This window comes from Saccharothrix hoggarensis (assembly GCF_042678885.1).
GTDB classification, from domain to species: domain Bacteria; phylum Actinomycetota; class Actinomycetes; order Mycobacteriales; family Pseudonocardiaceae; genus Actinosynnema; species Actinosynnema hoggarensis.
This window is the reverse complement of the sequence record NZ_JBHTLK010000289.1, coordinates 1-7,698: the sequence shown is the minus strand read 5'-3', so window position 1 is coordinate 7,698 and position 7,698 is coordinate 1. Positions and strand designations below refer to the sequence as shown.

General features: G+C 74.0%; 5 protein-coding genes. 4 read left to right on the top strand and 1 reads right to left on the bottom strand.

The window, feature by feature from the left end; genetic code table 11:
* Window positions 1-568, bottom strand: a 568-nt coding sequence (locus ACFQ3T_RS32480) for a MerR family transcriptional regulator (protein ID WP_380729273.1), incomplete at its 3' end; no start/stop codon positions are given.
* 98 nt (window positions 569-666) lie between these two features.
* On the opposite strand from ACFQ3T_RS32480, the gene ACFQ3T_RS32475 reads away from it, so the two are divergent.
* The 4 genes from ACFQ3T_RS32475 (at window position 667) to ACFQ3T_RS32460 (ending at window position 7,442) form a co-directional block, all read left to right on the top strand.
* Window positions 667-2,847 (top strand): molybdopterin oxidoreductase family protein, encoded by a 2,181-nt coding sequence (locus tag ACFQ3T_RS32475; RefSeq protein WP_380729272.1) that lies wholly within the window; start codon window positions 667-669, stop codon window positions 2,845-2,847.
* An 11-nt stretch (window positions 2,848-2,858) separates the two neighbouring features.
* Complete coding sequence (locus ACFQ3T_RS32470) at window positions 2,859-4,607, top strand: AMP-dependent synthetase/ligase (RefSeq protein ID WP_380729270.1); 1,749 nt, start codon at window positions 2,859-2,861, stop codon at window positions 4,605-4,607.
* Window positions 4,608-4,645: 38 nt separating this feature from the next.
* Window positions 4,646-5,170 carry a hypothetical protein gene (locus tag ACFQ3T_RS32465; RefSeq protein ID WP_380729268.1) on the top strand — a complete coding sequence of 175 codons (525 nt, stop codon included), beginning with the start codon at window positions 4,646-4,648 and terminating at the stop codon, window positions 5,168-5,170.
* A gap of 208 nt (window positions 5,171-5,378) precedes the next feature.
* A complete protein-coding gene (locus ACFQ3T_RS32460; protein ID WP_380729266.1) occupies window positions 5,379-7,442 on the top strand; it encodes a PQQ-dependent sugar dehydrogenase in 2,064 nt (687 codons plus the stop codon).
* Window positions 7,443-7,698: the final 256 nt, after the last annotated feature.

Genomic DNA, 7,698 nt, shown 5'->3' with positions numbered 1-7,698 from the left:
CGCCGTCGACGGCCTGCCGGTCGTCGGCACGGGCCAGCAGCCGCTCCCACGCGCGGACGCGTTCGACCTGGTCGCGGCCCGTGAGCGTGCACGCGACGGGCGGGGTGTCCGACGCGGGCGCGGGTCGGCCGAACCCGATGGCTACCGGCGCGATCCGGCCAGCGTGGGGGTGCGGCAGACCGCATCCTGGCCGGCACGGGCCGTCGGGCGCCGGGCCGTCCAGTTCGCGCAGCGCGCGGCCCAGCCGCTCGCGGTAGGCGGCGAGCTCCGCCGCACGCCGCTCGGCTTCGGCGAGACGTTCCCGCAGCGCGGGGCGGAGTTCGTCCCGGACGTCGGCGCACCGGCCGTCCTCCCAGACCGACAGCAGCTCGCGGATCGCGTCCAGCGGCAACCCGAGGTGCTTGCCGGCCGAGATGAAGTCCAGCCGTGCCACCGAGTCGTCGCCGTAGAGCCGGTAGCCGGACTCCGAGCGCTCCGCCGGCAGCAGCCCGGCCTGCTCGTAGAAGCGCAGGGTCGTGGGGCGCAGCCCGACCCGCTCGGCGAGCTGCGAGATCCGATACGTGGTCACATCACGACGGTAGGCCTTCCAGTGGGCTGGAAGGTCAAGCCCGCGGACTTGCCACCGCCGCCCGCCACCGGCCCGGACCGTTCGTCGAGGGGAATCGGATGCGCACCGCCTACACGACCTGCCCGCTGTGCGAGGCGACCTGCGGGTTGGAGCTGACCGTCGAGGGCGACCGGATCACCGCCGTGCGCGGCGACCGGGAGGACCGGTTCAGCGGCGGGTACCTGTGCCCGAAGGGCGCCTCCCTCGGCGCGCTGGACGCCGACCCCGACCGCCTCCGCACGCCCCTGGTCCGCCGGGGCGGCACGCTGGAGCCGGCGTCGTGGGACGAGGCGTTCGCGCTGGTGGACGAGCGGCTGGGCGACGTCATCGCCGCGCACGGCCGCGACGCCGTCGCCCTCTACCTGGGCAACCCGAACGTGCACTCGCTGGCCGGCGGCCTGTACGCGGGCGCGCTGCGCAAGGCGGCGGGCACCCGCAACGTCTTCACCGCGTCCACCCTCGACCAGATGCCCAAGCACGTGGCGTGCGGCTACCTGTACGGCGGCATCTTCACCATCCCGGTGCCCGACATCGACCGCACCGACTTCCTCCTGCTGCTCGGCGCGGACCCGTTCTCCTCCAACGGCAGCCTGTGGACGGTGCCGGACGCGCCCGGCCGGCTCCGGGCGCTGCGCAGGCGCGGCGGCGCGTTCGTCGTGGTCGACCCAAGGCGCAGCCGCACCGCCGCCGCGGCCGACGAGCACCTGCCGATCGTGCCCGGCACGGACGTGTTCCTGCTGCTGGGCATGGTCAACGAGCTGTTCGCCGCGTCGCTGGTCGACCTGGGCGCGCTCGCGCCGCACGTCGCCGGCGTGGACGCTGTGCGGGCGCTGAGCGAGCCGTTCACACCGGAGGCGGTCGCGGCGCGGTGCGGCATCGCCGCGGACGGGATCCGGGCGCTGACGCACCGGCTGGCCGCGGCGCCCCGGGCGGCCGTGTACGGGCGGATCGGGACGACGACGGTCGAGTTCGGCACGGTCGCGAGTTGGCTGGTGGACGTGCTGAACGTGCTCACCGGCAACCTGGACCGGCCCGGCGGCGCGATGTTCCCGCTGCCCGCGCACGGTCGTCGCGGCACCGGCTCCGGGCCTGGGTTCACCACCGGGCGGTGGCGCAGCCGGGTGCGCGGCCTGCCCGAGGTGGCGGGCGAACTGCCCGTGGTCACGTTGGCCGACGAGATCGAGACGCCCGGCCCCGGCCGGGTGCGGGCGCTGGTCACCGTGGCGGGCAACCCGGCGCTGTCCGCGCCCAACTCGGCCCGCCTCGACGCCGCACTGTCCACTGTGGACTTCATGGTGTCGGTCGACCCGTACCTCAACGAGACGACCCGGCACGCCGACGTGATCCTCCCGCCACCGCCGCCCGGCCGCCGCGCGCACTACGACCTCGCGTTCCTGGCGCTGGCGGTGCGCAACGTCGCCAAGTACACGCGGCCCGCCGTGCCGCTGGGCCCCGACGAGCGCGACGAGGGCGAGATCCTGCTGCGGCTCACCGGGATCTTCGCCGGGCTCGGCCCCGACGCCGACCTCGACGCCCTGGTCGGCCTGTCCGGCGAGTCCGAGCTGACCCGCGAGGAGCGCCTGCTGGACGCCCGCCTGCGCTCCGGGCCGTACGGGCTGTCGGTCGCGGACCTCCTCGACCGGCCGCACGGCGTCGACCTCGGCCCGTTGACGAGCCGCGTGCCGGAAGTCCTGCGCACCCCGTCCGGGCGGATCGAGCTGTGCCCGGAGCCGATCGCGGCCGACGTGCCCCGCGTGCTCGCGGCGCTGCGCGCGCCGTCCGACGGGCTGGTGCTGGTCGGCCGACGTCACCTGCGGTCGAACAACTCGTGGCTGCACAACGTGCCCGCGCTGGTGAAGGGCAAGGACCTGTGCACGCTGCTGGTGAGCCCGGCCGACGCCGAGCGGCTCGGCCTGGCGGACGGGTCCGCGGCCCGCGTGACGTCGCGCGTCGGCGAGGTCGAGGCGACGGTGGAGGTCAGCGCCGACATGGCCGCCGGCGTGGTCAGCCTGCCGCACGGCTGGGGCCACGACCGGCCCGGCACCCGGCTCGCCACGGCGCGGGCGCACCCCGGCGTCAACGTCAACCTGCTCACCGACGACCTCGCCGTGGACCCGCTGTCGGGCACCGCCGTGCTGAACGGCGTCCCGGTCGTCGTCACCCCGGCCCGCACCGCCCCCGAACCACACCGCACCACGGCACACGCCGGCACCGCACACGCCACCACCACCGCCCAGTGAGGAGCACCCCGATGCCCGTGACGACGGCGCGCGTCATCGCCGACCTGCCTTTCGTGGCCGCCCAGGTCCACGACGACCGCGTGGCGTGGCGCCACCGACGGGACGACGGGCAGTGGACCGACGTGACGTTCACCGAGGTCGCCGAGTGGGTCATGGAGCTGGCGTCGGGCCTGGTGCACCTGGGCGTCGAGCCGGGCGACCGGGTGTGCGTGCTGTCGGACACCCGGCCGGAGTGGTCGGCGGTGGAGCTCGCGGTGCTCGCCGCGGGCGGCGTGGTGGTGCCGATCTACCCGTCGAGCGCGGCGGAGGAGTGCGCGTGGATCATCTCCGACTCGGGCGCGGTCGTCCTGGTCGCGGAGACCGAGGCGCAGCGGGCGAAGGTCGACTCGATCCGGGACCGGGTGCCCGCGCTGCGCGACGTCGTCGTGATCGACGACGGCGGCCTGGACGACCTGCGGTCGCTGGGCCGCACCTCCCCGCTGCCGGGTGAGCTGGACGACCGCCGGGCCGCGATCGACCCCGACGACCCGAGCGTGATCATCTACACGTCGGGCACCACCGGCCCGCCCAAGGGCTGCGTGCTGACCCACCGCAACTGGCTCACCATGTGCCGGCTCAGCGAGGAGCTGTCGTACGTCCTGCCGGACGACGTGGCGTACCTGTTCCTGCCGCTGGCGCACGTGTTCGCGCAGATCGTGCACCTGGGCGCGCTGTACACCGGCCACACCGTCGCCTTCTACGGCGGCGACACGTCGCGGATCGTGCCGGAGCTGGCCGAGGTGCGGCCGACGTTCCTGCCGTCCGTGCCCCGGATCTTCGAGAAGATCTACACCGCGGCCACGGCGGGCGTGCCGGAGGACCGGCTGCGCCAGGCCGTCCGCGTCGGGCTGGCGGTCCGCGAGCTGCGTGCCGCCGGCCGGCCGGTGCCCGCGGACCTCGCCGCCGCGCTCGACCAGGTGGACCCCGTCTTCGCGCGGGTGCGGGCCATCTTCGGCGGCCGGCTGCGGCAGGCCCTGTCCGGCGCCGCGCCCATCTCGGTCGAGGTGCTGGAGTTCTTCAGCGCCGCCGGGGTGCCCGTGCTGGAGGGCTACGGCATGAGCGAGTCCACCGGCGTCGGCACGGTGAACACGCTGGCGCGGCACAAGCTCGGCTCGGTCGGCACGTTCGGCATGGCGGGCCTGCAGGTGAAGATCGCCGAGGACGGCGAGATCCTGATGAGCGGCCCGCACGTGTTCGCCGGCTACTGGAACAACCCGGCCGCCACCGCCGAGGTGCTGACCGACGGCTGGCTGCACACGGGCGACCTCGGCGAGGTCGACGACGACGGTTTCGTCACCATCACCGGCCGCAAGAAGGACATCATCATCACCGCCGGCGGCAAGAACATCGCGCCCGCCAACGTGGAGAACCAGCTCCGCCAGTCGCGCTGGATCTCGCACGCCGTCGTCTACGGCGACCGCAAGCCGTACCTGGTCGCCCTCATCACCCTCGACCAGGACGAGATCGTCCCGTGGGCCACCGCGCGCGGCCTGCCGACGGACCTCCCCGGCCTCGCGCGGACCCCCGAGGTGCAAGCGCTCGTCCAGCAGGTGGTGGACGAGGCCAACGCCCACTTCGCCCCCGTCTCGCAGGTCAAGCGGTTCACCGTGCTCGACCGGGACCTCAGCCACGAGGACGGCGAGCTGACGCCGACGTTGAAGGTGAAGCGCAAGGTCGTGCACACGGCGCACGCGCGGCGCTACGACGACCTGTACACGTGACCGCGCGGCGGTAGCCTGCGCCCTGAGGAGGTGCGGGCTTGCCGACCGTCGACACGTGGCTGCACGAGGTGCTGCCGTTGCTGCGGAGGTTCCAGGAGACGTTCGAGGCACGCCACGGCCACCCGCCCGGCGACAACCGCGTCGAACCGCGGACCGCGGGCCGGACCGGCGACCACGACCTGCCGCCGCAGCTCGGCGAGTTCTACGAGCAGGTGGACGCGGTGTGGCTGGAAGACCTGCACCACGGCTACTTCGTCCACCCGCTCGACCACGTGGTGGACGCGGAGGCCACCGGGCTGCCGACGCGCGTCCCGGAGGTCTCCGCGGGCCGGTTCGTGACGTTCGGCAGCACCGGGGGAGGGGACCTGTACGCGGTGTCGTGCTTCGGCGGACCGGTGTACCGGCTGCCGGCGGCACGCGTGGTGGACAACGTCTACACGTCCGCCGGCCTGCCGCCCAGCATGGTCGCCGAGGACTTCTCCGCCTTCCTCGGGCTGATCACCGCCGAGCTGAGGCGCGCGCTAGCCCCACGCCAACCCCCGCCGCGACCGGACGGCGCCTGACCCAACCGCCCGCGCCCGCCCGCCGTGCCCGCGCCCGTCCCACCGACCTCCATCCCACCACCGGTCGAACGCCCCAACGGCAGCGCGAGCACTGGACGCGGCAGGGGAAAGCCCTTACCGTCGTGAGGCAGGACGACCACCCGCCGCCACACCGCCGCACCCGTCCCCCGACGTCCCGGGGGAGCAGTCGACGACCGTGGAGGCTTCCGTGGCACCCCGCACCAGGGGCAATTGGTCGATCCCGCTCGCCACCGCGCTCGCGGTGGTGGCGACCGCGCCGGCACCCGCCGCGCCCGCGAGCGCGGCCCCCGTCCTGCTGTCCCAGGGAAAACCGGCGTTCGGCTCCGCCTCGGGCGGCGCCGGCTTCGAGCCGTCCCGCGCCGTGGACGGCAACTCGTCCACCCGGTGGGCGAGCCGCGCCGGCGTCGACCCCGGCTGGATCTACGTCGACCTCGGCGCGACCGCGACCATCACCAGGGTCCGGCTCCAGTGGGACCTGTCGTGCGCCCGCGCCTACCGCGTCGAGACGTCGCCGAACGCCACCACGTGGACGAGCGTCCACCAGACCACCACCGGCCAGGGCGGCGTCGAAGACCTCGCGGTGAGCGGCACCGGGCGGTACGTCCGCGTGCACGGCACCACGAGGTGCCGCACCGCGAGCTACTACGGCTACTCGCTGCAGGAGTTCCAGGTCTTCGGCGAGACGGGCCAGGCGGACACCGTGCCGCCGTCCGTGCCGCCCAACCCGCGGTCGGCCAACGTCACGCCCACGTCGGTGGACCTGGCCTGGGACGCGGCCACCGACAACGTCGGCGTCACGTCCTACGAGGTGTACCAGCAAGGCCAGTTCGTCATGTCCGTCACCGGCACGTCGACGACGGTCACCGGCCTGAGCCCCAACGGGACCTACCGCTTCTACGTCAACGCCGAGGACGCCGCCGGCAACGTCTCGCAGGCCAGCGACAACGTCGACGTCCGCACCCCGCCCGCGCAGGCGGACACGGAGAAGCCGAGCGCGCCCACCGGCCTGCGCGCCACCGCCGTCACGGCGAACTCGGTGTCGCTGGCGTGGACCGCGGCGACCGACAACATCGGCGTCACCCGCTACGAGGTGCACTCGGGCGGCGTGAAGGTCGGTGACGCCACGGGCACGTCGGCCACCATCGGCGGGCGCAGCCCGAACACCGCGTACACGTTCACCGTGCGGGCGTTCGACGCGGTGGGCAACGCCTCCGACCCGAGCGCGCCGGTCACGGCCACCACGCCGTCCGGCGGGGACCAGGTCGGCGCGGTCACGCAGCTGACCACCGACACGGACCTGCCGTGGGGGCTGGACTTCCTGCCCGACGGCTCCGGCGTCTACGGCCGGCGCGACGCGTTCGACATCGTCAAGTTGTCGCCGAACGGCGTGAAGACGAGCCTCGGCACGGTGCCGGGCGTGGTGGGCACCAACGGCGAGGGCGGCCTGCTCGGCATCGAGGTGTCGCCGACCTTCGCCACCGACCACTACCTGTACGTCTACCACACGGCCGCGAACGACAACCGGATCGTGCGCATCAAGGTGGAGAACAACGCGCTGGTCGCGAGTTCGCTGCAGGTGCTGCTGACCGGCATCCCGCGCAACCGGTACCACAACGGCGGCCGGCTGCGGTTCGGCCCGGACGGCAAGCTGTACGCGGGCACCGGCGACGGCCAGAACGCGGACTGGGCGCAGGACCTCGCGAACCTGGGCGGGAAGGTGTTGCGGCTCAACGCCGACGGCTCCGCGCCGACCGACAACCCGTTCTACGGCAACGGCGGCAACGCCCGGTACGTGTGGACCTACGGGCACCGCAACGTGCAGGGGCTCGCGTTCGACGCGCAGGGCAGGCTGTGGCAGGCCGAGTTGGGCAACAGCGTGATGGACGAGCTGAACCTCGCCCAGAGAGGCGGCAACTACGGCTGGCCCGCGTGCGAGGGCACGTCCGGCAGCTGCGCCGGGTACGTCGCGCCGAAGCGGACGTGGAGCACGGCGAGCGCGTCGCCGAGCGGCATCGCGATCGTGAACAACGCGCTCTACGTCGCCGCCCTGCGCGGCAGCAGGCTCTACCGGCTGGAGATCAGCGGCACGTCCGTCGGCGCGGAGACGACCCACTTCGCGGGCACGTACGGCCGGCTGCGCACCGTCGAGCCCGCGCCGGACGGCAGCCTGTGGCTGACCACCAGCGACGGCGACAAGGACAGCACGCCGAACAACTCCAACACCCGCGTGCTGAGGGTGCAGCTGAACTGACGGGGAACGCGGCGGGGCCCAGTTGAACCGAACGTCCCACCGGGCCGTGTCAGGGGTGCCGAACACGTCGAGGAAGGCACCGCCGATGCAGTCCACCCGCCGCAACCCGTCCCCGCTCGGAGCCCGTCCGGACCACCTCGCGCGTCCGGACGGGCCGCGCTAGCCGGACGGGGAGCCATGCCCGACCCCATCCTCGACCGCGCGCTGGGCCGGGTCCGCGCCGACCGGGCACGCGACCGGAGGCGCCGCGGCGAGA

What these genes read in the sequence shown, in the direction of transcription:
- ACFQ3T_RS32475 (WP_380729272.1), top strand. Translation starts at nt 667, where the DNA reads ATGCGCACCGCCTACACGACCTGCCCGCTGTGCGAGGCGACCTGCGGG.
- ACFQ3T_RS32470 (WP_380729270.1), top strand. Translation starts at nt 2,859, where the DNA reads ATGCCCGTGACGACGGCGCGCGTCATCGCCGACCTGCCTTTCGTGGCC.